This is a genomic window from Wolbachia endosymbiont (group A) of Lasioglossum fulvicorne (assembly GCF_964028605.1).
Taxonomy (GTDB): Bacteria; Pseudomonadota; Alphaproteobacteria; order Rickettsiales; family Anaplasmataceae; genus Wolbachia.
Map to the genome: position 1 here is coordinate 658,477 of NZ_OZ034798.1, position 23,921 is coordinate 682,397.

Genomic DNA, 23,921 nt, shown 5'->3' on the forward strand with positions numbered 1-23,921 from the left:
TTTTAAGTTGGGTTTTTCGGATTTTCTTGTTGATGCTGTAATGCAAACAAGATACCGTCAACCTGACTGCCATATATTTTACAGTAACGCATATAACTTATTTGCATATTTATTTCTTTTGCAACATGTTGAACATAACTTTCTGAGTGACGAAAATAGTCTCCTTTGTTTACAAAGTCAATACCTTCACCTTCCTTTCTTCTTATTAAACATACAATAACCCCTTTTTTGCTCGTAGATCTTTTTGCTAATTCCAATTCTTCTTGAAAGTCATGTAGATAATGTAGCACTTCAGCAAAGATAATTACATCATACTGCTGGTTTTTCTCTTGTTTAAGAAACTCTTTCATTTCCATATGTATTAATTCATTGTAAACAGGCTTACCTTTTATAAAGCATCCTCTTGCGATATTTAGCATTCTACTTGAAATGTCAATTCCTGTTATGTGGCTTCCAATACTATTTATTTTCAAGAAATGACCACATATTCCAGTTCCACAACCAAGGTCAAGTATATTGAGCTCAGAAGTGGAGTTGTTGAAGATTTTTGTAATTATCATGTGTACAAGTTCATGCCCTCTATATTGTTTGGCAATCAACCAATGCTCAACAAAATATTCACCTGTGTAATCAAAATATTGTCTTATGAGGTTTTTTGGCAATTCTGTAATAGGCGCTGAGTTTGTCATTTTTTTTATATAGTAAGACGCCTCCTCGTGGTCATTATCTAATTTTAGTGTCCTTGTTAAATAATTATAAGCTTTGTTAGTATTCCCTACCGCAAAATGACACCTTCCGATGTTATACCAGACTATAGGTAAATGGGGGTAAAATATGCTAATTAACCAAAATCGTAACTTTGCATCTGATATGCTACCTTTATAAAAGTGATATAAACCGATTTCAATGTTGGTATTTAACAGGTTCTTAGATTTTTTAAGAAGCACTGTCATTTCTTTATGAAGAGTATTATATTTATTCACAATGAAGTGTTTTACTTTCTTAATATTTAATACACCAATGAGCTTAGACATACAATTTAAAGCAACGTTTTTTATAAAAGAGAGATTACTTTTCATACATTAGAAATACTCCGAATGTTCATTATCATTTTTAGGCAATTGATTTTAACACATTTTATCTTACAAAGTATCTTTTTCATTAATTTTTACTGTATATATAAGTTTACCGCATATTTCTTAGATTATACTGTTTAGGATTGCTAGTATATTGTTGTTGATAATATGAGTAAATGTTTTGTGCAAAAAGGCGTTGACATATTATTTGTTAGATTATAATATATAAAAGATTAATTTAGTTTTTAGATGTTTGACAAGTTTTATGGTAGAGATTAATTTAATCTCAATTCAATTTTAATAATATTTAACTCTGCATATTCTGCATATAGTCGGATAAATAAATTATTAAGAGCACTTGATGGATGCCTTGGCGTTAAGAGGCGATGAAGGACGTGGCAGGCTGCGATAAGCTGTGGGGAATTGTCAACGAATTTTGATCCGCAGATTTCCGAATGGGGAAACCCAACTAGCTTAGCTAGTTATTACATACTAAGTATGTAAAGCAAACTTGGTGAACTGAAATATCTAAGTAGCCAAAGGAAAAGAAATCAACCGAGATTCTGTTAGTAGTGACGAGCGAAAGCGGAAAAGGCTAGTGATTTAAGAATAAGAATTAGAATACTCTGGAAATAGTAACCATAGAAGGTGATAGTCCTGTATAAGTAGAAAGTTTTTAAATCCTTGAGTAGAGCGGGGCACGTGAAATCCTGTTTGAATATGGGGGGACCATCCTCCAAGCCTAAATACTCCTTAACGACCGATAGTGAACAAGTACCGTGAGGGAAAGGTGAAAAGAACCCCGGGAGGGGAGTGAAATAGAATCTGAAATCAAGTGCTTACAAACAGTTGGAGCTCTATATCAATTGATTGATATTTAGAGTGACGGCGTACCTTTTGCATAATGGGTCAGCGAGTTAATCTATGAAGCAAGCTTAAGCCGTTAGGTGTAGGCGTAGCGAAAGCAAGTCTGAATAGGGCGTTTTAGTTTTATGGATTAGACCCGAAACCAAGTGATCTAGTCATGACCAGATTGAAGGTGTGGTAAAACACACTGGAGGATCGAACCAGTTAATGTTGCAACATTATTGGATGAGTTGTGATTAGGGGTGAAAGGCCAATCAAACTTGGAAATAGCTGGTTCTCCGCGAAATCTATTTAGGTAGAGCGTTGTATGTATGTTGTTGGGGGTAGAGCACTGGATAGACTAGGGGGATTCACCGTCTTACCAAATCTAACTAAACTCCGAATACCAACAATTAGTTATACAGCAGGCACACTACGGGTGCTAAGTCCGTGGTGGAAAGGGAAACAACCCAGATCACTATCTAAGGTCCCAAAATTACAGCTAAGTGGGGAAGGAAGTAGAAAAACCATTACAGCTAGGAGGTTGGCTTGGAAGCAGCCATCCTTTAAAGAAAGCGTAACAGCTCACTTGTCTAAATAAGTTTTTCTGCGCCGAAAATGTACCGGGGCTAAAGCTGTGTACCGAAGATGTGAGTGCTTATTGGTTTCGATCAATAGGCGCGGTAGCGGAGCGTTCCGTAAGTCTGTGAAGGTGGTTTGTGAAAACTGCTGGAGATATCGGAAGTGAGAATGCTGACATAAGTAGCGTAAAAGAGTGTGAAAAACACTCTCACCAAAAATCTAAGGGTTCCTACGTTAAGTTAATCTGCGTAGGGTTAGTCGGTTCCTAAGGCGAGTCCGTAAAGGAGTAGTCGATGGCAATTAGGTTAATATTCCTAAACCTCTTAAGTGTGACGGGTTTCGTATTTGTATAGATCTTATTGGATTGATCTATGCTTAAAAGAAGCTCCAGGAAATAGCACTTATATTTATGAGGCCGTACCGCAAACCGACACTGGTAGATGAGTAGAGTATACTAAGGTGTTGAAAGAATGATGTTGAAGGAACTCGGCAAATTATACCTGTAACTTCGGAAGAAGGGTAACCTGCTTTTAGGCAACTATGAGTAGGTGGCACAAAATAGGGAGTAGCGACTGTTTACTAAAAACACAGGACTCTGCAAACACGTAAGTGGAAGTATAGGGTCTGACGCCTGCCCGGTGCTGGAAGGTTAATAGGAAGGGTGCAAGCTCCGAATTGAAGCCCCAGTAAACGGCGGCCGTAACACTGACGGTCCTAAGGTAGCGAAATTCCTTGTCGGGTAAGTTCCGACCCGCACGAATGGCGTAACGATTTCTCCACTGTCTCCAACATCACTTCAGCGAAATTGAATTCCCCGTGCAGATGCGGGGTACCCGCGGTTAGACGAAGAGACCCCGTGCACCTTTACTATAGCTTTACATTGCTATTAAAAGTGTGGTGTGCAGGATAGGTGGGAGACTTTGAAGTTATGGCGCTAGCTATAATGGAGTCAACCTTGAGATACCACCCTTTACACTTTTGATATCTAACTATGTTTCATTATCTGGAACTAGGACATTGTATGGTGGGTAGTTTGACTGGGGCGGTCGCCTCCTAAAAAGTAACGGAGGCGTGCGAAGGTAAGCTAGAGCTGGTCGGAAATCAGCTTGATAGTATAATGGCATAAGCTTGCCTGACTGCGAGGCTGACAAGCCAAGCAGAGACGAAAGTCGGTCATAGTGATCCGGTGATTCTGTATGGAAGGGTCATCGCTCAACGGATAAAAGGTACGCCGGGGATAACAGGCTGATGGTGTTCGAGCGTTCATAGCGACGACACCGTTTGGCACCTCGATGTCGACTCATCACATCCTGGGGCTGAAGAAGGTCCCAAGGGTTCGGCTGTTCGCCGATTAAAGTGATACGTGAGTTGGGTTTAGAACGTCGTGAGACAGTTCGGTTTCTATCTGCCGTGGGTGAAGGAAATTTGAGAAGGTCTGACTCTAGTACGAGAGGACCGAGATGGATATACCTCTGGTGTACCAGCTGTTATGCCAATAGCATCGCTGGGTAGCTATGTATAGATGGGATAATTGCTGAAAGCATATAAGCAAGAAACCCTCTTCAAAAAGATTTCCCAATTAAGGCCGTGGAAGACTACCGCGTTGATAGGCTAGGTGTGGAAGCATGGTAACATGTGAAGCTAACTAGTACTAATAGCCTGATTGATTTATTTGCTTTCTGTATGTGTGTATGCAGTGTTAAATATTAAGTTAAAATTGTTAAGTTAGAAATTTTTATTGACTTGGTGGCTATAGCAAAAATGAACCACCCGATCTCATCTCGAACTCGGAAGTGAAACTTTTTAGCGCTGATGGTACTTGAAAAGGGAGAGTAGGTCGCCGCCAAGTTTATAAAAATTTCTTTGTTAATTGGATAGTAGGTATACTTATATTGTAACTTTCTTGTTGTGTTACTATTCTTTAAGTTTTTACTTTAACCACGATGTCTTTTTTTTCTTATATGTTCTTGGTCGTTTTCTACATTATTTAGCATTGTTCCTACTTTCCCTAATTGATTCCCTTTTGAAGGAGAATTACTGATTTCTGGTAATATTACATTACCTCCCACTTTTTTAAATAATTCTTCTTGTTGGCGAAATGCTGACCTCCAATCTGTCCCTGTTCCTTTAGGAAGAAATAAGAATTGATACATCTGACCAAAGCCTGTGTTATTTACCTCTTTTATATGCTCCACCATTCACCACACCCATTAACTATTTTTAAAAATTTTACCTATATTATCATAAAAAATATAGTTGTAAATACCTTAATTGAGATTTTTTTTATTTTATCTTTTTTAAGCAAATAGTTAGATCTTTTTGTAAGTTTTTATAACTTGCTTGCATAATGTTTCTATGAGTTAGTATTATGTAGTAGTGCCCTATATTGCTTATATTTAAAATGCTAATTTTAGCAAGCATTCGTAGTTGCCTTTTTATTTTATTTCTTTTTGCTGCTTTTCCGGCTTTTTTACTGATAGCCAGACCTACTCTAATAGTGTGAGTGTACTTTTTAGGTTCTCTTTCTTTTATAGCGTACAGTGATATATAAAGCCCACGATAAAAAAGACTGCTGAGTGCTAACTTATTTTTGAAAGCAAAGGAAAAATCTTTTTTTTTATACTTACTATGCGCATAATTTGTTACACCCTAATGAACGGCGCCTATTAAGGATTTTTCTTCCAGCTCTTGTTGCCATACGTGAACGAAATCCATGTCTGCGCTTTCTTATTAAATTTTTTGGTTGAAATGTTCTCTTCATTGTTTTTATATTAATATAATTATTTATTTTAAATTGTTTTACTTTATTGTCAAATGATGGTGAACTTGTATGACATTTTCGTAGAATAAAATTTGATGCATGGGAGAATGAATTCGGTGATAGTCATACCTGTCTTACTAATCCTTTTATTTTGTTTTAGTAGGTTTCAAGAAGTAAATAAGGTTAAATCTTATCTATATCTTAGTTGTGTATGGATGCTAACTTGGTTGTTAGTATTCTATAATAATTGTTTTGTAACTTTTATTTCTATAGCGTTACTTTTTTTCATGCTTGCTTTTATCTTTAAAAATAAAAGAAATAAGATAATAAAACTTTCGTTATTTGTGGCTTTGGCCATATCATTTTTTATCACTTTATTTATAATGCTATCTATTTTTATTCAATCCATTAATTTTTTTAATAAAGTAGCTATTTCAGAATTCTTGTTTTGCTTGAAATGGGGCCACAATGTAGTCACTATCAATGAAGAGAAGATAGGATGTTTTGGTATAGCGCCGCTTTTAGTTGGTACATTACTTATAACTATTATAGCAATGTTAGTTGTCGTTCCACTTGGTTTATTTTCTGCAATATATATTAGTGAATATGCGAGTGAGAAAGTGCGTTATATTGTTAATACAACTTTGCAAGTTTTGTCTGCTATTCCTACGGTTGTATATGGATATTTCGCGGTTGTGTTTTTGTCTTTCTTTATAAAGCAGGTAGCAAATTTTTTTGGTTTAAGTATACACTCAGAAAGTGCCTTAGTTGCCGGTTTATCGATTGGGATAATGATTCTTCCTTTTATTATTTCTTTACTCGAAGATGCCATAAGATCTGTTCCAAAAAGCTTGCGTTATGGCTTCATGGCACTTGGCGCAACTCCAGCGGAAACTATATGGCATATAACAATACCTTATGCAATGCCTACAATTTTAAGTGCAATTTTATTGTCAATTTCAAGAGTGATAGGTGAAACAATGATTGTGCTAATGGCTGTGGGAATCAACGCAAATTTGACTTTTAACCCTCTTAATTCAGTTACTACCATTACCGTGCAGATCGCTACATTACTTACCGGAGATCAGGATTTCAATAGTGTACAAACTCTTGCTGCTTATGCGCTTAGCTTAGTATTGTTTATTATTACTTGGCTATTAAATGCATTTGCATTGTTTGTAATGAAGCGTAACTAGTAAGCGTTTTAATGTTGCAAAATTTCTATTAATAATATAAAATTTATTTTCTTTAGAAGTTCTTTTATGGAATTATAGTGTTAGGTGATAAAAATAAAGAGATGAATATAGGTAGAGCGATTAAGGTAACTCAAGCAGTTGTTGATATAAAATTTGAAGGTGAATTGCCTAAAATATTTAATGCTTTAAAAAGCAAACTAAAATATAAGGATAAGGAGCTGGTTTTAGAAGTTTCGCAGCATATAGGTGACAATATAGTTCGTTGTATTGCTATGGATAGCACAGATGGCATGTCAAGGGGGGATGAATTTGTTGATACAGGTGCACCAATATCGGTGCCAATTGGGCGTTCAACTTTAGGAAGGATTTTTAATGTTGTTGGAGAGCTTATAGATGAGTGTGTTCCACTGAAGGGAAAATATAACTTAGAGCCTATACACAGAGCACCTCCAAGTTTTACTGAACAGAGAATACAGGAAGAAGTTTTAGTTACGGGAATAAAAGTTATAGATCTTCTTGCACCTTATCTTAAAGGAGGAAAAATTGGCTTATTTGGTGGAGCCGGTGTTGGTAAAACAGTCCTGATAATGGAATTAATTAATAATATAGCAAAAGCTCATAAAGGATTTTCTGTGTTTGCCGGGGTAGGGGAGAGAACGCGTGAAGGTAACGATCTTTATCACGAGATGATCACTTCAAATGTAATAAATATAAATGAGCATGAAAAATCTCAAGCTGTTTTGGTTTATGGTCAGATGAATGAGCCTCCTGGAGCAAGGGCTAGAGTTGCTTTAACGGCGCTTACTATGGCGGAGTATTTTCGTGACCGTGAAAACCAAGATGTTCTATTTTTTGTGGATAATATCTTTAGATTTACACAAGCTGGTTCTGAAATTTCTGCTTTACTTGGAAGAATACCGTCAGCTGTTGGTTATCAGCCAACCCTTGCAACTGATATGGGTGCAATGCAAGAAAGAATAGCTTCAACAACTTCTGGCTCTATTACTTCTGTGCAAGCTATATATGTTCCTGCGGACGATTTAACTGATCCAGCCCCAGCAACTACGTTCTCTCACCTTGATGCCACCACAGTGTTGTCAAGGCAAATAGCTGAAATGGGAATATACCCTGCTGTTGATCCACTTGATTCAACTTCTCAGTCTTTATCTGCTGAAATCATTGGTGAAGAACATTATAAGGTAGCTTCTGAGGTGAAACGTATATTGCAAACTTATAAATCACTGCAAGATATTATCGCAATACTTGGTATGGATGAGCTATCTGATGAAGATAAAATTATTGTTGATAGGGCTCGTAAGATTCAGAAATTTCTTTCTCAACCTTTTCACGTTGCAGAAATATTTACTGGCATGCCTGGTAAATTTGTTTCACTTTCTGATACTGTTTCCAGTTTTAAAGGGATTGTTGAAGGCAAATATGATCACTTACCAGAGGCTGCTTTTTATATGGTGGGGAATATAAATGAAGCAATAAAAAAGGCTGAATTAATACAAGCTGAAGCTAAATAAAAGTTAAAGATTATGAATACTTTTAAAGTGCAATTTTTCTCTCCTGATGATCAAATTTCATTCAGTGGAGTGGTTTCTCTTTCAGTAACTGGGCTCGAAGGGGAGCTTATGATTTTAGCTCACCATGCTCCTTACTTAATTTATTTATTGCCTGGTATGATTACTGTTAAAATGAGTAACCAAACAGAAAAGAAGGTTGTAATTGATAGTGGCGTATTAGAAGTTGCAAATAATAATTGTAGTATTATAACAAGTCAAATTCAGGTTTTTGATCATGCAATTCATGATGAGAAATCGTTTAAAAATAAGAGAATTAGTATATATTTAAGTTATCTTGATGAGAAGTTTCTTTCTTAGTTATTTTAGGCAAAAAGTCAATTATCATTCAAGTGGCTATAAGATTTTTGCTCAGGGGGCTCTTTTTTGTCATCCCAGAAACCCCGGGGTGTCATCCCAGTGTCGGAGTACTTTAGGTGTATGATCCCAGAGTGTGATGGTATGGGACCATACACCTAATCAAATAAAAATTAAAGAAGGAGAGTTGGTTGTAACGGTTGGAGATAACGACTTTGTTTTACCTGGAATTTACGTTGGATAAACTACAAAAAATAACAGGTAAAAGTCAACGTAAATTTAAGATAAATCGATTTTATTAGTATTATCAAATCAAAATCTGTTTTTATAGCATTTCTCATAATAGTCCGAACAGGTCATAGGAAGGCAGAATCAACAGCACGACGAAAGGATTCGAATAGAGGAATGTTTTTCCTAGCTCTGTTTTTTATAGCAAACCAATGATGCTCAATTTTGTTGAAATCTGGAGAATACGGCGGCAGATACAAAATTTCTGCACCAACTCCTCTAGCAAGCTCGATAATCTTACCAGACTTATGAAAAGTAGCATTGTCAAGAATGACAGTCTGTCCAGGTTCCAAGATCGGTGTCAAAAATTGCTCAAACCATCCATTAAAAACATCCATATTACATTGGCCTTCAAAGGTTAATGGAGCAACTATCTTTCTTCTACTTAAGGCTGCAACCATACTGATTCGTTGAGTTTTCTTTCCAGATTTTAGGCCATAAAACCGCTGTCCTTTCTGGCAATACCCATATGGATAGTCCTCTGTGTTATCAATGCCAGACTCATCTATATAAACTAAGTTTTCTGGTTCTTTTGTTGCTATAATTTTTAAGAGCCTGTTCATAATCTTTTCAGAAGTAAGGCAGTGAAAGCCAGAACGACCATTTGTAGGCTAGTATTGAGTTTTCGCTCACAATTTTTCCACAATCTTCTACATTTTTCTAACCAAGCAAAAGATCGCTCCACAACCCATCTTTTGGGCAATACAACAAAGGAATGTATAGCTCTTTTCATAGAAGTCCGGATGTGATAAGGTAAGGATAGACGATGATAAGGAGGTTGAGTGCCAGCAGCATATAGTTATGACTTAAGGAAAAAAGCAATGGAAGCGCTAGAGGAGGGAGGAAGCAGAGAAACAGTGGCAGCAAGATTTAAAATTGGACGAACTACTTTATGGGAGTGGCAGCAAAGAAGAAAAGAAACAGGAGACTTTCAATCAAAAAAACTTGGAAATGGAGGTTATAGCATTTCTTATAATAGTCCGAACAGGTCATAGGAAGGCAGAATCAACAGCACGACGAAAGGATTCGAATAGAGGAATGTTTTTCCTAGCTCTGTTTTTTATAGCAAACCAATGATGCTCAATTTTGTTGAAATCTGGAGAATACGGCGGCAGATACAAAATTTCTGCACCAACTCCTCTAGCAAGCTCGATAATCTTACCAGACTTATGAAAAGTAGCATTGTCAAGAATGACAGTCTGTCCAGGTTCCAAGATCGGTGTCAAAAATTGCTCAAACCATCCATTAAAAACATCCATATTACAGTGGCCTTCAAAGGTTAATGGAGCAACTATCTTTCTTCTACTTAAGGCTGCAACCATACTGATTCGTTGAGTTTTCTTTCCAGATTTTAGGCCATAAAACCGCTGTCCTTTCTGGCAATACCCATATGGATAGTCCTCTGTGTTATCAATGCCAGACTCATCTATATAAACTAAGTTTTCTGGTTCTTTTGTTGCTATAATTTTTAAGAATTCAGCACGTTTTTCTTCGTTTCTTTCCTTGTATCCATATGTCTTTTTTTGCGCGTAAATCCAATTTTTCTGAGAGCTCGGTGGATCGTTTGGATACTAACGTTGCCCCAAAGTTTAGCCATTTCCGACAGAGTCTTTCCTCCGTTTTCTCTGGCAAATTTAGCAAAGGCATCCCAGTCGGTAATTTTGTGATTGTAACCTCCATTTCCAAGTTTTTTTGATTGAAAGTCTCCTGTTTCTTTTCTTCTTTGCTGCCACTCCCATAAAGTAGTTCGTCCAATTTTAAATCTTGCTGCCACTGTTTCTCTGCTTCCTCCCTCCTCTAGCGCTTCCATTGCTTTTTTCCTTAAGTCATAACTATATGCTGCTGGCACTCAAACTCCTTATCATCGTCTATCCTTATCTTATCACATCCGGACTTCTATGAAAAGAGCTATACAATCACAAAATCACCGACTGGGATGCCTTTGCTAAATTTGCCAGAGAAAACGGAGGAAAGACTCTGTCGGAAATGGCTAAACTTTGGGGCAACGTTAGTATCCAAACGATCCACCGAGCTCTCAGAAAAATTGGATTTACGCGCAAAAAAAGACATATGGATACAAGGAAAGAAACGAAGAAAAACGTGCTGAATTCTTAAAAATTATAGCAACAAAAGAACCAGAAAACTTAGTTTATATAGATGAGTCTGGCATTGATAACACAGAGGACTATCCATATGGGTATTGCCAGAAAGGACAGCGGTTTTATGGCCTAAAATCTGGGAAGAAAACTCAACGAATCAGTATGGTTGCAGCCTTAAGTAGAAGAAAGATAGTTGCTCCATTAACCTTTGAAGGCCACTGTAATATGGATGTTTTTAATGGATGGTTTGAGCAATTTTTGACACCGATCTTGGAACCTGGACAGACTGTCATTCTTGACAATGCTACTTTTCATAAGTCTGGTAAGATTATCGAGCTTGCTAGAGGAGTTGGTGCAGAAATTTTGTATCTGCCGCCGTATTCTCCAGATTTCAACAAAATTGAGCATCATTGGTTTGCTATAAAAAACAGAGCTAGGAAAAACATTCCTCTATTCGAATCCTTTCGTCGTGCTGTTGATTCTGCCTTCCTATGACCTGTTCGGACTATTATGAGAAATGCTATAATTCATTTCTTTTTATCACTTCAACGGTTGCACCAATAATCGTTTTTATTTGAGTTGCAAAATTCTCTCCAGTATAGCCTGCATCAACCAGTACATTTTTAACTCCCGAGAGGTTTTCTTTTGCATTTTCGACCATTCTCACAGCACTGCTAAGGTCAGTTATCTCTGCTGTTGTTATATAAATTGCATGGGGCAAACCTTGCGTATCTACTGCAATATGGCGTTTTATTCCTGAAATCTTTTTGCCTGCATCATAGCCTTTTTCTTCAGCAGTATCTGCATTTTTTACACTCTGTGCATCAATTATGCAGAAGCTGGTTTTTTCTTTCCGACCATTGTTTTGTCGGACCACGCCAACTATTTTTTTTTAACACCAGCTCCAGAACACTTTCTTTATCTGCATCTGGTTTTTCACTCCACTTCTTAAAATAGTCGTAACAATTGCGCCATTTTGGAAACTCTTTTGGTAGCATTCTCCACTGACAACCGCTTTTCAGAACGTATAACACTCCACAAAATACATCATACAAATCAAGTTTCCTTGGTTTTGTTTTTTTTCTACAGGACTCTAGATCTGGTAACATAATCTCAAATCTTTCCCGACTTATATCACTTGGGTATAAACTCCTCATATATCCTAACTTATATATATTATCTCTTAGTTTATTCCTTTCTTGAGATCATGTACAGGTTCTTAAAATAGTCGTAACAATTGCGCCATTTTGGAAACTCTTTTGGTAGCATTCTCCACTGACAACCGCTTTTCAGAACGTATAACACTCCACAAAATACATCATACAAATCAAGTTTCCTTGGTTTTGTTTTTTTTCTACAGGACTCTAGATCTGGTAACATAATCTCAAATCTTTCCCGACTTATATCACTTGGGTATAAACTCCTCATATATCCTAACTTATATATATTATCTCTTAGTTTATTCCTTTCTTGAGATCATGTACAGGTTCTTAAAGAAATCATTTTTATAGCTATTGCTGATTGTATCTTGTTTCCTAATAAGTCTGAGTATAAATCAAAGCATACTATTCGTGATGAAGATACTAATGAACATGATTTAAAAGACTTTTATTTTACATTTATTGAATTGCCAAAATTTCCTAAAACTAAGGAAGACCAATTGGAGAGTATATAGCTCTTTTCATAGAAGTCCGGATGTGATAAGATAAGGATAGACGATGATAAGGAGGTTGAGTGCCAGCAGCATATAGTTATGACTTAAGGAAAAAAGCAATGGAAGCGCTAGAGGAGGGAGGAAGCAGAGAAACAGTGGCAGCAAGATTTAAAATTGGACGAACTACTTTATGGGAGTGGCAGCAAAGAAGAAAAGAAACAGGAGACTTTCAATCAAAAAAACTTGGAAATGGAGGTTACAATCACAAAATTACCGACTGGGATGCCTTTGCTAAATTTGCCAGAGAAAACGGAGGAAAGACTCTGTCGGAAATGGCTAAACTTTGGGGCAACGTTAGTATCCAAACGATCCACCGAGCTCTCAGAAAAATTGGATTTACGCGCAAAAAAAGACATATGGATACAAGGAAAGAAACGAAGAAAAACGTGCTGAATTCTTAAAAATTATAGCAACAAAAGAACCAGAAAACTTAGTTTATATAGATGAGTCTGGCATTGATAACACAGAGGACTATCCATATGGGTATTGCCAGAAAGGACAGCGGTTTTATGGCCTAAAATCTGGGAAGAAAACTCAACGAATCAGTATGGTTGCAGCCTTAAGTAGAAGAAAGATAGTTGCTCCATTAACCTTTGAAGGCCACTGTAATATGGATGTTTTTAATGGATGGTTTGAGCAATTTTTGACACCGATCTTGGAACCTGGACAGACTGTCATTCTTGACAATGCTACTTTTCATAAGTCTGGTAAGATTATCGAGCTTGCTAGAGGAGTTGGTGCAGAAATTTTGTATCTGCCGCCGTATTCTCCAGATTTCAACAAAATTGAGCATCATTGGTTTGCTATAAAAAACAGAGCTAGGAAAAACATTCCTCTATTCGAATCCTTTCGTCGTGCTGTTGATTCTGCCTTCTTATGACCTGTTCGGACTATTATGAGAAATGCTATAGTTGAAAAATGGATCTACTTTTTCAAGTATGCAGATGAAACTAGCGAAAAAGAATTGGAAAAAATAATAGGAAGTGATGTAATAATCAAAAAAGCATATGAAGAACTAAATAGATTCAACTGGTCAGAGAAAGAATTTATTGCCTACGAACAGGAAATAAAACGTATTTGTGATGAGCAGGCTGTTCTCGCTCAAAAGCTTGATGATGCTAAAAAGGAAGGAAAAATTGAAGTTGCAAAAACAATGCTGGCTAATAATGTTGATGTCACCACTATTGTTAAGTTTACTGGCCTCTCCATGAGTGAGATCAAAGAATTGCAGAATTAAGTGGACCCGCAAACGGTTACACGAAATAATGCTGCAGCCTGACCAGGTGATAAGTACATTTAGCCTATTTATCTTTATACTTTTATGCCAATTTTATAAATCAAATTTATTTCTGTGAGTAGCTACAATTTAAAGACCTTGCTTCATCAATGTAATGGAACAAAACCTTTTTAGTAAGTTCAAAACCTTCTAAAGTCTCTCCTTCGCATCTTGCTGTAATGCAGTTTTGCGTATTTGATACCCTAAGAAGCCACCAACCTTTATTATCGGTTACTTTAACACCATCAAGATCTGAAAATACAATATTTTGCTTCTCCAGTGTTTTCTTTATTGATTCAATTATTTGAAATTTTTTCTCATCTTTCACTACAATCTTTACTTCATGAATGATATATAACTTCGGTAAATCCTCAATTACCTGAGATAGGCTTTGGTTTTTCTTAAGCAAAATGTCAACTGCTTTAACAGCAGAATATAGCCCATCATCAAAACCTAGCTCAGAAAAGAAGAAGTGCCCGCTTAATTCACCAGCAAACTTTGCCTCTTCCTCTACCATCTTCTTCTTAACTAGTGAATGTCCAGTAGCGCAGGTAATAACTTGCCCTCCTAACTTACTAACAAAATCATGCACTTTCATACTCATTTTTACGTTAGCAATAACTTTGCTTTCTGGATATTCCTCCAACACTTCACGTGCAAAAATTATAAATAAATGGTCATTGGAAACAACGTTGCCTTTATTATCAATTAAGCGCACCCTATCGCTATCGCCATCTAGCGCAATGCCAAGATCACATCCATATTCCTTCACAATGTCAATTAATTGAGCGAGATTTTTTTCCTCTATGGGATCTGGATCATGCAGTGGAAATGCCCCATCTATAGAGTTATTGGTTACGATGTGTGTATGACCAGGCAAGATCTTTTCAATATACCTTATAATTCCACTTGCTGGACTATTTCCACAATCCCAGGCTATTTTTAATTTCTGTGTAGTATCGTTCTTCACTGCACTTTTTAATATGCGAATGTACTCACTATATATATTTATGTTAATTAAGCTTCCAATTCTTGTACTGTCTTTAATTGGATTGCTTATAATTTCCTTTATCTCTTGATCTGAGAAGACTTTTTTATTACTAAAAAATTTAAAGCCATTATATTCGCTGGGGTTATGAGAGGCAGTTATTACAATACCAAGATCCGCCTGCGTGATTTGTGTTGCAGCGTAGAGCATAGGTGAAGAGCATAGTCCAACGCGTATAACGTTTGCACCGGATAAAGTTAAGCCCCTAATTAATTCTCTTTCTATACTTGGTGAATCTATTCTGCTATCGTAGCCGACACAAACACTAGCTACGGTTTGGCCAAACTTTCTACCTATCTCGTACCCATCATTAATCTGCAAATCTTTGCCTACTATACCTCTAATATCGTATTTTCTTATAATGGTATTGTCCATACTGCACTGCTTAAGGAGTAACTACTATATAACATAATGGACAAGTGCTCAAGTTTATTTACTCAATGATTAGTTGACTTTTTAAAAAAATCTGTTAATATTATAGTATATTCTTTAAAGATGTAAAATTATGCCACAGGAAAACGAAAGTATATTTATAGCTGAGAGTCAAAGTTTAAATGTAGATGAACAGCAAAAAAAGGATATTTTAGATGCGATTAAATCTTGTAGCAGCTTTCAAGAGACTATAAAACAATTGGAGGAAAAAAATTTAATCTGGTATTTTATTGGTCCTTTACGCAAAGATGAGGACATTACAGGACAGATAAATTCAAAGTGGGAAAAGGAGTTCCAAAAATTTGAGCAATCAATAAATGAAACACATAGAGAATTTGAAGCATCTTTACCGGATCAAAATTTTTTAGTGTATCCAGCAAAGGATAATGGCTTCAAAATTAGATTTGAAAATGAAGAAAAACCAATAGAAATTAGCAATATTTTAGGGGCCAGCAGTGAAGGTAAGGTTTATAACATATCTTTAGGGAAAGATAGTCAAATAACCGCAAGCAAGAAAAATGGTACTGAGAGGCACTATGATTTTACTGGCTCCGGTTCATGTGAAATGACCATTATAGCATTTCTTATAATAGTCCGAACAGGTCATAGGAAGGCAGAATCAACAGCACGACGAAAGGATTCGAATAGAGGAATGTTTTTCCTAGCTCTGTTTTTTATAGCAAACCAATGATGCTCAATTTTGTTGAAATCTGGAGAATACGGCGGCAGATACAAAATTTCTGCACCAACTCCTCTAGCAAGCTCGATAATCTTACCAGACTTATGAAAAGTAGCATTGTCAAGAATGACAGTCTGTCCAGGTTCCAAGATCGGTGTCAAAAATTGCTCAAACCATCCATTAAAAACATCCATATTACATTGGCCTTCAAAGGTTAATGGAGCAACTATCTTTCTTCTACTTAAGGCTGCAACCATACTGATTCGTTGAGTTTTCTTTCCAGATTTTAGGCCATAAAACCGCTGTCCTTTCTGGCAATACCCATATGGATAGTCCTCTGTGTTATCAATGCCAGACTCATCTATATAAACTAAGTTTTCTGGTTCTTTTGTTGCTATAATTTTTAAGAATTCAGCACGTTTTTCTTCGTTTCTTTCCTTGTATCCATATGTCTTTTTTTGCGCGTAAATCCAATTTTTCTGAGAGCTCGGTGGATCGTTTGGATACTAACGTTGCCCCAAAGTTTAGCCATTTCCGACAGAGTCTTTCCTCCGTTTTCTCTGGCAAATTTAGCAAAGGCATCCCAGTCGGTAATTTTGTGATTGTAACCTCCATTTCCAAGTTTTTTTGATTGAAAGTCTCCTGTTTCTTTTCTTCTCTGCTGCCACTCCCATAAAGTAGTTCGTCCAATTTTAAATCTTGCTGCCACTGTTTCTCTGCTTCCTCCCTCCTCTAGCGCTTCCATTGCTTTTTTCCTTAAGTCATAACTATATGCTGCTGGCACTCAACCTCCTTATCATCGTCTATCCTTATCTTATCACATCCGGACTTCTATGAAAAGAGCTATAACTGGCAGGCTAAGGATTATGAAGGTAACAGCATAGACTGTAGCATGACCGTAAAATTGGATTCTGGTGGTATACAGAGTGTTATTGGTAAGCCAAAATTTGGTGATTTAAAGTTCACACCAGAGGAAACAAAAGATAAAATATTAAAATTAGTTGAGCAGAATAAAGAAGTTTTTATCAATGGAAAAACTCTGCATCAAGCTTTTACTGACATGTCCAGGAGTGTAGACGATCAGCAAGTACCAGCAGAGGAAATATTTACAAAAGATCCACATATATCACCACAGTCACCTACACCAAGCAGCAGTGGGTATTCCTCTCCTAGCACACCTTCTTCACGTAGAAGTTCTTCTTCTGTTGAAAGCGAGATTGGTGATGAAGAGTCTGAAATCACTGATGAATACATTGACGATGACTACGATGAACAAGAAATACACAAAGATTATAAGAGCCTGTTCATAATCTTTTCAGAAGTAAGGCAGTGAAAGCCAGAACGACCATTTGTAGGCTAGTATTGAGTTTTCGCTCACAATTTTTCCACAATCTTCTACATTTTTCTAACCAAGCAAAAGATCGCTCCACAACCCATCTTTTGGGCAATACAACAAAGGAATGTAATTCATTTCTTTTTATCACTTCAACGGTTGCACCAATAATCGTTTTTATTTGAGTTGCAAAATTCTCTCCAGTATAGCCTGCATCAACCAGTACATTTTTAACTCCCGAGAGGTTTTCTTTTGCATTTTCGACCATTCTCACAGCACTGCTACGGTCAGTTATCTCTGCTGTTGTTATATAAATTGCATGGGGCAAACCTTGCGTATCTACTGCAATATGGCGTTTTATTCCTGAAATCTTTTTGCCTGCATCATAGCCTTTTTCTTCAGCAGTATCTGCATTTTTTACACTCTGTGCATCAATTATGCAGAAGCTGGTTTTTTCTTTCCGACCATTGTTTTGTCGGACCACGCCAACTATTTTTTTTTAACACCAGCTCCAGAACACTTTCTTTATCTGCATCTGGTTTTTCACTCCACTTCTTAAAATAGTCGTAACAATTGCGCCATTTTGGAAACTCTTTTGGTAGCATTCTCCACTGACAACCGCTTTTCAGAACGTATAACACTCCACAAAATACATCATACAAATCAAGTTTCCTTGGTTTTGTTTTTTTTCTACAGGACTCTAGATCTGGTAACATAATCTCAAATCTTTCCCGACTTATATCACTTGGGTATAAACTCCTCATATATCCTAACTTATATATATTATCTCTTAGTTTATTCTTTTCTTGAGATCATGTACAGGTTCTGAGAGCTCGGTGGATCGTTTGGATACTAACGTTGCCCCAAAGTTTAGCCATTTCCGACAGAGTCTTTCCTCCGTTTTCTCTGGCAAATTTAGCAAAGGCATCCCAGTCGGTAATTTTGTGATTGTAACCTCCATTTCCAAGTTTTTTTGATTGAAAGTCTCCTGTTTCTTTTCTTCTTTGCTGCCACTCCCATAAAGTAGTTCGTCCAATTTTAAATCTTGCTGCCACTGTTTCTCTGCTTCCTCCCTCCTCTAGCGCTTCCATTGCTTTTTTCCTTAAGTCATAACTATATGCTGCTGGCACTCAACCTCCTTATCATCGTCTATTCTTATCTTATCACATCCGGACTTCTATGAAAAGAGCTATAAATCACTATATCATAGAACCGATAGTTGAAAAAGTAAGAGGATGCATTTATTCGGAGACAGTGGATTTGACTAAGATTTCTTAATTTAAATTTAGGTGCACTTAGACCATTCTGGTGATAATAAATTGGAATAGATAAGATATGATAACTAACTCTTCTGTGAGTATATAGTTTTGCCGGACACAACAGTACGTACTACATGTCCTTTTACTTTGCGCCCATCGAAAGGGGAATTCTTTGATTTACTAGCAAAGTTGTCAGTTTTAATTTCCCATTCATGATTGAGGTCAACTAAAATTAAGTCTGCAGCAAGGTTTTTTTGTATACGACCACGTGGTATGTGTATTATATCTGCAGGCTTATATGTCAATTTTGCGAGCACATCAAGTAGACCCATTTGCCCACTGTGGTAAAGTTCAAGTGAAAGGGGCAGCATTGTTTCAAGACCAACAATACCAAATGCAGCATTTTCAAGTGGCAGATCTTTAGAACTACGATCATGCGGAGCGTGGTCAGTTGCAATGCAATCAATCACACCTGTCTTTAAACCTTCAATCATAGCTAAACGATCTTCTTCAGTGCGAAGTGGCGGGTTCATTTTTGCAATTGCTCCATGTTGTTTTACTATATCTTCAGTCAAAGTGAAGTGATGAGGGGTTACTTCGCACGTAACATTTAATCCCAAATCTTTTGCACGTTTAATGGCATCAAGTGAATCTTTTGAAGAGACATGTAGAATATGGTAGTGCACATTTTCCATATCCTTCATTAGCAGTATATCACGACTTACCATAACCGATTCTGACGCACTCAAGATCCCCTTTACTCCCAATTCTTCAGAAATTTTACCTTCGTTGATTGCGCCACCAGCAGATAAATTTAAATCTTCTGCATGTTGCGCAATAGGGACATTCAGCATACTTGAATAAAGCAGCGCCTGTCTCATAATCATTGGGTTCATAACTGGCATGCCATCATCAGTGAACCCAACCGCACCTGCTTCCTTTAAAAGTCCCATTTCAGTCAACTTTTCTTCCGAAGTGGTGATTTTAGCGTAAAATTCAACGTTTACATGTGAAGTTTCAAGTGCTCTATATTTCAAATATTTAGCCAAAACAACGCTATCAATTGCTGGAACAGTGTTCGGCTGACAAACTACAGTTGTAACTCCCCCCGCAGCTGCAGATTTGCTGCCTGTATATATAGTTTCTTTATGTTCCTGACCTGGTTCACGAAAATGTACGTGAATGTCAATAAGGCCTGGCATTAGAACAAGCCCTTCACAGTCTATTGTTTCATCAACCCCATTTGTTGAAAATAATGATTCACCAAAGTCAACAATTTTATCCCCTTCAGTCAATAATGAACCTTTTATATCAAGTTTAGTTTCCGGGTCGATAATACAAGCATTAGTATACGCAATTTTATAGCCTTCCTTTTGCCCTGTTTGCAACAAATTCCAAGTTTGAGTCATTATATCTGAGTATCGATTATAAAATAAATCTAAAGTTTTTTTAATAAAACACAACCAAATTAAAACACAGACTAAGAGCTGTCTTGAATTAAAGTGCTTTCATTACCCTAAAGATTTGGTTCTTAGAGCCTGTTCATAATCTTTTCAGAAGTAAGGCAGTGAAAGCCAGAACGACCATTTGTAGGCTAGTATTGAGTTTTCGCTCACAGTTTTTCCACAATCTTCTACACTTTTCTAACCAAGCAAAAGATCGCTCCACAACCCATCTTTTGGGCAATACAACAAAGGAATGTAATTCATTTCTTTTTATCACTTCAACGGTTGCACCAATAATCGTTTTTATTTGAGTTGCAAAATTCTCTCCAGTATAGCCTGCATCAACCAGTACATTTTTAACTCCCGAGAGGTTTTCTTTTGCATTTTCGACCATTCTCACAGCACTGCTACGGTCAGTTATCTCTGCTGTTGTTATATAAATTGCATGGGGCAAACCTTGCGTATCTACTGCAATATGGCGTTTTATTCCTGAAATCTTTTTGCCTGCATCATAGCCTTTTTCTTCAGCAGTATCTGCATTTTTTACACTCTGTGCATCAATTATGCAGAAGCTGGTTTTTTCTTTCCGACCATTGTTTTGTCGGACCACGCCAACTATTTTTTTTTAACACCAGCTCCAGAACACTTTCTTTATCTGCATCTGGTTTTTCACTCCACTTCTTAAAATAGTCGTAACAATTGCGCCATTTTGGAAACTCTTTTGGTAGCATTCTCCACTGACAACCGCTTTTCAGAACGTATAACACTCCACAAAATACATCATACAAATCAAGTTTCCTTGGTTTTGTTTTTTTTCTACAGGACTCTAGATCTGGTAACATAATCTCAAATCTTTCCCGACTTATATCACTTGGGTATAAACTCCTCATATATCCTAACTTATATATATTATCTCTTAGTTTATTACTTTCTTGAGATCATGTACAGGTTCTAAGAGAACGAAAGAAATGCTCGTCTCAATATGATAATTTAGAATATCTTGCTAAGAAAAAAAATTTATTTGATCCTTCTAATGAGCAGTTGCCAGATCAGTCTGAGGGAGCTAAAGATACCGAAAAAGAAGATGAGTCTCTTGGTAATCTTAAAAAAAAGATTGAAGATCGTCCTGGTAAATCTTTACATTTTGCTAATGTTTTTGCAGGTAGTGCTAAAAAATCAGAGGCGTCTAGGCATCAACGAAAGCGCAAAAAACCATCTTCTGATGAAGGGAATGGGTTGCATAGATATGATCTAAGAGCCTGTTCATAATCTTTTCAGAAGTAAGGCAGTGAAAGCCAGAACGACCATTTGTAGGCTAGTATTGAGTTTTCGCTCACAATTTTTCCACAATCTTCTACATTTTTCTAACCAAGCAAAAGATCGCTCCACAAACCATCTTTTGGGCAATACAACAAAGGAATGTAATTCATTTCTTTTTATCACTTCAACGGTTGCACCAATAATCGTTTTTATTTGAGTTGCAAAATTCTCTCCAGTATAGCCTGCATCAACCAGCACATTTTTAACTCCCGAGAGGTTTTCTTTTGCATTTTCGACCATTCTCACAGCACTGCTACGGTCAGTTATCTCTGCTGTTGTTATATAAATTGCATGGGGCAAACCTTGCGTATCTACTGCAATATGGCGTTTTATTCCTGAAATCTTTTTGCCTGCATCATAGCCTTTTTCTTCAGCAGTATCTGCATTTTTTACACTCTGTGCATCAATTATGCAGAAGCTGGTTTTTTCTTTCCGACCATTGTTTTGTCGGACCACGCCAACTATTTTTTTTTAACACCAGCTCCAGAACACTTTCTTTATCTGCATCTGGTTTTTCACTCCACTTCTTAAAATAGTCGTAACAATTGCGCCATTTTGGAAACTCTTTTGGTAGCATTCTCCACTGACAACCGCTTTTCAGAACGTATAACACTCCACAAAATACATCATACAAATCAAGTTTCCTTGGTTTTGTTTTTTTTCTACAGTACTCTAGATCTGGTAACATAATCTCAAATCTTTCCCGACTTATATCACTTGGGTATAAACTCCTCATATATCCTAACTTATATATATTATCTCTTAGTTTATTCCTTTCTTGAGATCATGTACAGGTTCTAAGCCTAAAAATAAACCTGAAGCTCCTCCTGCAACAACAGTGACTAATGAAGCAGGAAAGCTACCAGCTTCTTCTGTTAAGGACCGTTGTAAAATGTTTGGTGGAATGGCTACTAAACTTAAGGGGAATGATTTGGTATTAGCACATTAAGGAAAATACCACGCACTTCCCTTCTTTTTCAAAATAAGTTTACCTACAGGTCTGATTGTATTAAGATCACTTAATACAATCAGATCTATTATATGCGTTTATCCAAGTATTACCTACCAACTCTAAAGGAAAAGCCTGCTCATGCTAAAATTATCTCCCATCAATATTCTTTACGTGCAGGTTTAATAAAGCAGATAGCATCTGGCATTTATTCCTGGTTACCACTTGGTCTTTTAGTGCTTAAAAATATTGAAAACATTATCAGAGATGAAATGGATAAATCTGGCGCTATTGAAGTGTTAATGCCTTGTGTGCAACCGGCAAGTCTTTGGCGAGAATCAGGACGCTATGATGATTACGGTAAGGAAATGTTGCGCATAAAGGATAGGCATGAGGAAGACATGCTTTTCGGTCCAACTCATGAGGAGGTAGCAACTGATTTAATTAGAGATGTGGTAAAAAGTTACAAAGATTTGCCACTTTGTTTATACCAAATTCAATGGAAATTCCGTGATGAGGTAAGACCACGTTATGGTGTTATGAGGGGTAGGGAATTTTTGATGAAGGATGCGTATAGTTTTGATGTGGATTACAAAGGCGCACTGAATTCATATAATTTGATGTACAAAACTTACATAAAAATCTTCAAACGCATGGGACTTACTCCAATTGGAGTTCGAGCTGATACGGGGCCAATTGGAGGAAATTTGAGCCACGAGTTTCATATATTGGCAAACACTGGTGAGAGCACTTTATATTATGACAATAAATTTTCTGAACTACTGGAAAGTGAAGATGTTGAAAGTTTAAAGAGTATATACGCAGTTGCAGATGATATGCATGATCCTGAGACTTGCCCTATATCACAAGAGCAGTTAAATGTTAGTAAAGGTATTGAAATAGGGCATATTTTTTATTTTGGCGACAAATATTCAAAGCCTATGAAGGCAAGTGTTACTTCTCAAGATGGAAAAAATGTCAATATACATATGGGTTCGTATGGCATTGGGGTTTCAAGGCTTGTTGGTGCAATTATAGAAGCTTTTCATGATGATAAAGGAATTATCTGGCCAGAATCGGTGGCTCCTTTCAGAATTGGTTTAATCAATTTACAAACGAAAGTAACGGAGGCTGCAGATAAAATATATAAAGCTTTGAAAAGTGATGAAGTGCTTTACGATGATACGGAAGGAAGTGTAGGAGTAAAATTTGCTAGGATGGATCTGATAGGCTTGCCGTGGCAAATAATTGTCGGAAAAAAGGCAATAGATGAAAAGATAGTTGAAGTAAAAAATAGAGCAACTGGAGAAATAGAGGAAATGCAGATTGAGGAAGCAATAAATCGCTTTAGCACAAAATGATACACGGTATCGGCACTGACATAGTATATATACCAAGAGTATTGAGAATATTACAAAAATACGGGGAAAAATTTCTCAATAGAATCTACACTGAAAAGGAAATAGAGCTAAGTAGAAAGTATAATAGTCAAGAAATGCGAGCAAGGTATTTCGCTAAGCGCTTTGCGGCAAAGGAGGCTTTTGTTAAAGCACGAGGTAGTGGTCAGGGCATTATAATGAAAGATATAGAAATATACAATGATGTAAGAGGCAAGCCATATCTTACCGTTAGCAAGGATTTTATCTCCAAAATTCATCTTTCTCTAAGTGATGATGGAGATTATGCTACTGCATTTGTTGTAATTTGTGTCTAGCAGATATTGTTTCAATTTATG

At 36.8% G+C, this 23,921-nt stretch carries 18 protein-coding genes, 2 rRNA genes and 10 pseudogenes; 14 read left to right on the forward strand and 16 right to left on the reverse strand.

Annotated elements, in window-relative coordinates:
- Positions 1-2: 2 nt before the first annotated feature.
- Positions 3-1,079, reverse strand: a complete 1,077-nt coding sequence (locus tag ABWU71_RS03550) for a methyltransferase domain-containing protein (protein WP_353284806.1) — start codon at positions 1,077-1,079, stop codon at positions 3-5.
- A gap of 335 nt (positions 1,080-1,414) precedes the next feature.
- Between ABWU71_RS03550 and ABWU71_RS03555 the strand changes: the two genes are divergently transcribed.
- Positions 1,415-4,180 (forward strand): 23S ribosomal RNA (locus ABWU71_RS03555).
- Positions 4,181-4,246: 66 nt separating this feature from the next.
- Positions 4,247-4,353: ribosomal RNA gene (rrf, locus tag ABWU71_RS03560) — 5S ribosomal RNA — on the forward strand.
- Positions 4,354-4,438: 85 nt separating this feature from the next.
- Here the strand turns inward: rrf and ABWU71_RS03565 are convergent.
- The 3 genes and pseudogenes from ABWU71_RS03565 to rpmH form a co-directional block, all read right to left on the reverse strand.
- On the reverse strand, positions 4,439-4,702 hold the full coding sequence (locus ABWU71_RS03565; RefSeq protein WP_353284807.1) for a hypothetical protein: 264 nt from the start codon (positions 4,700-4,702) through the stop codon (positions 4,439-4,441).
- A gap of 85 nt (positions 4,703-4,787) precedes the next feature.
- Positions 4,788-5,063 (reverse strand): annotated as a pseudogene (gene rnpA / locus ABWU71_RS03570) (ribonuclease P protein component); the annotation flags it as partial.
- Between the two features lie 67 nt (positions 5,064-5,130).
- A complete protein-coding gene (gene rpmH / locus ABWU71_RS03575; protein ID WP_006279898.1) occupies positions 5,131-5,265 on the reverse strand; it encodes a 50S ribosomal protein L34 in 135 nt (44 codons plus the stop codon).
- Positions 5,266-5,372: 107 nt separating this feature from the next.
- Between rpmH and pstC the strand changes: the two genes are divergently transcribed.
- The 3 genes from pstC (at position 5,373) to ABWU71_RS03590 (ending at position 8,347) form a co-directional block, all read left to right on the forward strand.
- The gene (pstC, locus tag ABWU71_RS03580; protein WP_265014438.1) at positions 5,373-6,461 is read left to right on the forward strand and encodes a phosphate ABC transporter permease subunit PstC; all 1,089 of its coding nucleotides are present in this window, start codon (positions 5,373-5,375) and stop codon (positions 6,459-6,461) included.
- Positions 6,462-6,562: 101 nt separating this feature from the next.
- Complete coding sequence (atpD, locus tag ABWU71_RS03585) at positions 6,563-7,990, forward strand: F0F1 ATP synthase subunit beta (RefSeq protein ID WP_353284891.1); 1,428 nt, start codon at positions 6,563-6,565, stop codon at positions 7,988-7,990.
- 12 nt (positions 7,991-8,002) lie between these two features.
- Complete coding sequence (locus ABWU71_RS03590; RefSeq protein WP_264732108.1) at positions 8,003-8,347, forward strand: F0F1 ATP synthase subunit epsilon; 345 nt, start codon at positions 8,003-8,005, stop codon at positions 8,345-8,347.
- Positions 8,348-8,700: 353 nt separating this feature from the next.
- Here the strand turns inward: ABWU71_RS03590 and ABWU71_RS03595 are convergent.
- Positions 8,701-9,186: pseudogene (locus ABWU71_RS03595) on the reverse strand (IS630 family transposase); the annotation flags it as partial.
- 5 nt (positions 9,187-9,191) lie between these two features.
- Positions 9,192-9,350 (reverse strand): annotated as a pseudogene (locus ABWU71_RS03600) (transposase); the annotation flags it as partial.
- Positions 9,351-9,414: 64 nt separating this feature from the next.
- Between ABWU71_RS03600 and ABWU71_RS03605 the strand changes: the two are divergent.
- Positions 9,415-9,621: pseudogene (locus ABWU71_RS03605) on the forward strand (IS630 transposase-related protein); the annotation flags it as partial.
- Here ABWU71_RS03605 and ABWU71_RS03610 read toward each other — a convergent pair.
- Positions 9,622-10,481 (reverse strand): IS630 family transposase gene (locus ABWU71_RS03610; protein ID WP_353284076.1). Its coding sequence is split into 2 segments (ribosomal slippage): positions 9,622-10,157 and positions 10,157-10,481, totalling 861 coding nucleotides; the frame shifts between segments, so codons are not numbered across the junction.
- 62 nt (positions 10,482-10,543) lie between these two features.
- Between ABWU71_RS03610 and ABWU71_RS03615 the strand changes: the two are divergent.
- Positions 10,544-11,226 (forward strand): annotated as a pseudogene (locus tag ABWU71_RS03615) (IS630 family transposase); the annotation flags it as partial.
- 28 nt (positions 11,227-11,254) lie between these two features.
- On the opposite strand, the pseudogene ABWU71_RS03620 reads toward ABWU71_RS03615, so the two are convergent.
- Both ABWU71_RS03620 and ABWU71_RS03625 read right to left on the reverse strand, forming a co-directional pair.
- A pseudogene (locus tag ABWU71_RS03620) lies at positions 11,255-11,888 on the reverse strand (IS5 family transposase); the annotation flags it as partial.
- A gap of 61 nt (positions 11,889-11,949) precedes the next feature.
- Positions 11,950-12,159, reverse strand: a pseudogene (locus ABWU71_RS03625) (transposase); the annotation flags it as partial.
- Between the two features lie 46 nt (positions 12,160-12,205).
- On the opposite strand from ABWU71_RS03625, the pseudogene ABWU71_RS03630 reads away from it, so the two are divergent.
- The 3 genes and pseudogenes from ABWU71_RS03630 to ABWU71_RS03640 form a co-directional block, all read left to right on the forward strand.
- Positions 12,206-12,403, forward strand: a pseudogene (locus tag ABWU71_RS03630) (PD-(D/E)XK nuclease family transposase); the annotation flags it as partial.
- A gap of 62 nt (positions 12,404-12,465) precedes the next feature.
- Positions 12,466-13,325, forward strand: a protein-coding gene (locus ABWU71_RS03635; RefSeq protein ID WP_353284076.1) for an IS630 family transposase whose coding sequence is annotated in 2 segments (ribosomal slippage) — positions 12,466-12,790 and positions 12,790-13,325 — 861 coding nt in all. Because the reading frame shifts where the segments join, the coding sequence is not laid out codon by codon here.
- 24 nt (positions 13,326-13,349) lie between these two features.
- Positions 13,350-13,682, forward strand: a pseudogene (locus ABWU71_RS03640) (PD-(D/E)XK nuclease family transposase); the annotation flags it as partial.
- 106 nt (positions 13,683-13,788) lie between these two features.
- Here the strand turns inward: ABWU71_RS03640 and ABWU71_RS03645 are convergent.
- Positions 13,789-15,090 carry a phosphomannomutase/phosphoglucomutase gene (locus tag ABWU71_RS03645; RefSeq protein WP_410530593.1) on the reverse strand — a complete coding sequence of 434 codons (1,302 nt, stop codon included), beginning with the start codon at positions 15,088-15,090 and terminating at the stop codon, positions 13,789-13,791.
- Between the two features lie 184 nt (positions 15,091-15,274).
- Between ABWU71_RS03645 and ABWU71_RS03650 the strand changes: the two genes are divergently transcribed.
- Positions 15,275-15,892, forward strand: coding sequence for a hypothetical protein (locus tag ABWU71_RS03650; RefSeq protein ID WP_353284809.1), 618 nt, complete (start codon positions 15,275-15,277; stop codon positions 15,890-15,892).
- Here the strand turns inward: ABWU71_RS03650 and ABWU71_RS03655 are convergent.
- Positions 15,805-16,664 (reverse strand): IS630 family transposase gene (locus tag ABWU71_RS03655; RefSeq protein WP_353284367.1). Its coding sequence is split into 2 segments (ribosomal slippage): positions 15,805-16,340 and positions 16,340-16,664, totalling 861 coding nucleotides; the frame shifts between segments, so codons are not numbered across the junction. The genes ABWU71_RS03650 and ABWU71_RS03655 overlap by 88 nt on opposite strands.
- 120 nt (positions 16,665-16,784) lie before the next feature.
- Here ABWU71_RS03655 and ABWU71_RS03660 point away from each other — a divergent pair.
- Positions 16,785-17,213, forward strand: a complete 429-nt coding sequence (locus tag ABWU71_RS03660) for a hypothetical protein (protein WP_353284810.1) — start codon at positions 16,785-16,787, stop codon at positions 17,211-17,213.
- Here ABWU71_RS03660 and ABWU71_RS03665 read toward each other — a convergent pair.
- The 5 genes and pseudogenes from ABWU71_RS03665 to ABWU71_RS03685 all read right to left on the reverse strand — a co-directional run bounded on the left by ABWU71_RS03665 (position 17,185) and on the right by ABWU71_RS03685 (position 21,973).
- Positions 17,185-17,977 (reverse strand): IS5 family transposase gene (locus tag ABWU71_RS03665; RefSeq protein ID WP_265023453.1). Its coding sequence is split into 2 segments (ribosomal slippage): positions 17,185-17,712 and positions 17,714-17,977, totalling 792 coding nucleotides; the frame shifts between segments, so codons are not numbered across the junction. The genes ABWU71_RS03660 and ABWU71_RS03665 overlap by 29 nt on opposite strands.
- 60 nt (positions 17,978-18,037) lie before the next feature.
- A pseudogene (locus ABWU71_RS03670) lies at positions 18,038-18,343 on the reverse strand (IS630 transposase-related protein); the annotation flags it as partial.
- A 212-nt stretch (positions 18,344-18,555) separates the two neighbouring features.
- Positions 18,556-19,881, reverse strand: coding sequence for a dihydroorotase (locus ABWU71_RS03675; RefSeq protein WP_353284811.1), 1,326 nt, complete (start codon positions 19,879-19,881; stop codon positions 18,556-18,558).
- Between the two features lie 133 nt (positions 19,882-20,014).
- Positions 20,015-20,807, reverse strand: a protein-coding gene (locus ABWU71_RS03680; RefSeq protein WP_265023453.1) for an IS5 family transposase whose coding sequence is annotated in 2 segments (ribosomal slippage) — positions 20,015-20,542 and positions 20,544-20,807 — 792 coding nt in all. Because the reading frame shifts where the segments join, the coding sequence is not laid out codon by codon here.
- Positions 20,808-21,180: 373 nt separating this feature from the next.
- Positions 21,181-21,973, reverse strand: a protein-coding gene (locus tag ABWU71_RS03685; RefSeq protein ID WP_353284353.1) for an IS5 family transposase whose coding sequence is annotated in 2 segments (ribosomal slippage) — positions 21,181-21,708 and positions 21,710-21,973 — 792 coding nt in all. Because the reading frame shifts where the segments join, the coding sequence is not laid out codon by codon here.
- Positions 21,974-22,278: 305 nt separating this feature from the next.
- Here ABWU71_RS03685 and proS point away from each other — a divergent pair.
- A complete protein-coding gene (proS, locus tag ABWU71_RS03690) occupies positions 22,279-23,547 on the forward strand; it encodes a proline--tRNA ligase (protein ID WP_353284812.1) in 1,269 nt (422 codons plus the stop codon).
- A complete protein-coding gene (locus ABWU71_RS03695; protein ID WP_353284813.1) occupies positions 23,544-23,900 on the forward strand; it encodes a holo-[acyl-carrier-protein] synthase in 357 nt (118 codons plus the stop codon). Before proS ends, ABWU71_RS03695 begins: the two co-directional genes overlap by 4 nt.
- Positions 23,901-23,921 lie beyond the last annotated feature (21 nt).